Raw genomic sequence first — 2,003 nt, forward strand, 5'->3', positions numbered from 1 at the left:
AATACGTAAAGAAAATGATAAGATTCGTGAAAATGAAATATATAAACAAATACAAATAAAAAATGGTGAACTACCATTTGGTAAAGAGTAATTTATAAGGAGATATACAATGTTTAAAAGATTATGTATGATGGAACCAATAGAAGTCTATAAATCAGCTGATGATATGTTTGAAGGTTGGTATGGATTTAATAGACAAGCATCAAAGACAATAAAGAAAGCATTTGAATTTGATCCAGATAATTATCTTTATTATAGAAATAGAGCAATTACTTGTGATGAAAGAAATGCAAATGGAGATATATTTCCATATGATGAAGTAAAGAAAGCATATGCTTCATTCATAGGTAAAGGTGTATTCTATAATCATAATTCAGATGATCCAAATAATTCTATGGGAATTATATTGGATGCTAATTTTGTTGAACCAGCACAGAAACATGCTTATGTAGAATTGCTTTGTGCAATAGATAGAAAGTTAGCCGAATCTAAATATCCTGGATTATTACATAGAGTAGAATCAGGATTGGTTTCAGGTACTTCAATGGGTACATTTGCAGGAGCTGCTAAATGTTGTATCTGTGGTAATTATACAACTACGTTAGAAGGTTTATGTGAACATATGAATCCTAATGATATGCATTATTGTAAAGGTAAACTTATAAATGCTTCTACAAATGAGTATGGTGCAGAGATTAATTATGGTTTATGCTTCTGTGAAGATTCGATTGTAGAAACTCCAGCAGATGATACAGCAAGAATATTCCAAGTATATGCACAAAATAAAGATAAAATAAAAGAAGGACACTACGATAAAGAAGTAATAAATACATTGATTCAAGCTTTAAATGTTATGGCAAAAAACATGAAATAATATAGAAACCCTTGACAAATATATCATATTGAAACTTAATATATAAGTATCTTTTGGAGGAGCTATGGCTGATCAATTTAATAGATTAGCGCAACATTTTTCAAATTATTGGAAAGATAAAGGTGAAAACGCACCTGTTATTAATTTTGATACAAAACAGATAGAAAGAACTGCTGAACAAGCATTTAGATCTGCTGCTGAAGGTGATGCACCTAGTAAAGAAACAAATGTGACAGAGAAAGGTGCTAGCAAACCGAAAGAAAAAGGTTTGAATTTAGCTGGTATGTTTGCAGATGTAGATGATATGATTGAAAAAGCAGTTGAAAATAAAATAAAAAGAATTCTAGATAGAATAATAGATGATAAACTTCGTTCTGAATTTAGTAATGATTTCTCGTTATTTGAAAAATCAATGGCAAATAAGATTCAAGAAAAGGTAAAAAGTATATCACCTAAAGTACTAGAAGGTTTAAAAACAGTTTCACCAGATGTAGGTAAAGGTGGAGGAAATAAAGCTCCTACTTCATTTACAGAAGGTGTAATGGAAGAAACCGAAGATGAAGTAGTAGATAAAACAGCAAGTGTAGAAGTGTTTCCAGGAATTTTTATAAAAGCTAGTCAAGAAGATAAGTCTGTAGGTGAAGTTTTTATAAAGACTGCAGGAACATTACAGAAAATGAATTACGTTATTAACTTGCCAGAAACAAATTCTAAGAAAGAATATATAGAACAATTACAGAATACATTGGAATCAATTTAGAATAATTGAAAATCTAATTCAAAGATGAAAACAGAACAGAGAAAAGTAGAAAGGTAATTATGTTATTTTAATTGGTACATGTTGATATTTAAATTTAATTAAAATAGGAGATAATAAATGTTCGAATTATTTTATAAAGCAGGAAAGTCTTTTGCAGACTCTTTCTTTATTGGAAGAGAAGGTAAAGATAATGTAGTTACAATAAGTGCTTCTGAAGTTTTGCCGTTAGAAATGCAAAAGAAAATACAAGCAGCAGAAGAAGAAATAAATAAGGTTGAAGTGGAAAATACAGTTGAAGGAACACCTGCAACTGAAGATAAAGCTATTGAAAATTTAAATGAAGCAGAAGTTAAATTAGATAGCGTAAAA

Annotated in this window: 3 protein-coding genes; all 3 read left to right on the forward strand. The window is 29.4% G+C overall.

Going from position 1 to position 2,003, the window contains the following annotated elements; translation table 11 throughout:
• The first annotated feature begins 109 nt into the window (after positions 1 to 109).
• A complete protein-coding gene (locus ACMUOV_RS09065) occupies positions 110 to 874 on the forward strand; it encodes a hypothetical protein (protein ID WP_413854838.1) in 765 nt (254 codons plus the stop codon).
• A gap of 64 nt (positions 875 to 938) precedes the next feature.
• The gene (locus ACMUOV_RS09070) at positions 939 to 1,634 is read left to right on the forward strand and encodes a hypothetical protein (protein WP_413854839.1); all 696 of its coding nucleotides are present in this window, start codon (positions 939 to 941) and stop codon (positions 1,632 to 1,634) included.
• 117 nt (positions 1,635 to 1,751) lie between these two features.
• Positions 1,752 to 2,003 (forward strand): hypothetical protein (locus tag ACMUOV_RS09075; protein ID WP_413854840.1); only part of this gene is annotated, 252 nt, incomplete at its 3' end.

Source organism: Candidatus Ruminimicrobium bovinum (assembly GCF_902760015.1).
Taxonomy (GTDB): Bacteria; Elusimicrobiota; Endomicrobiia; order Endomicrobiales; family Endomicrobiaceae; genus Ruminimicrobium; species Ruminimicrobium bovinum.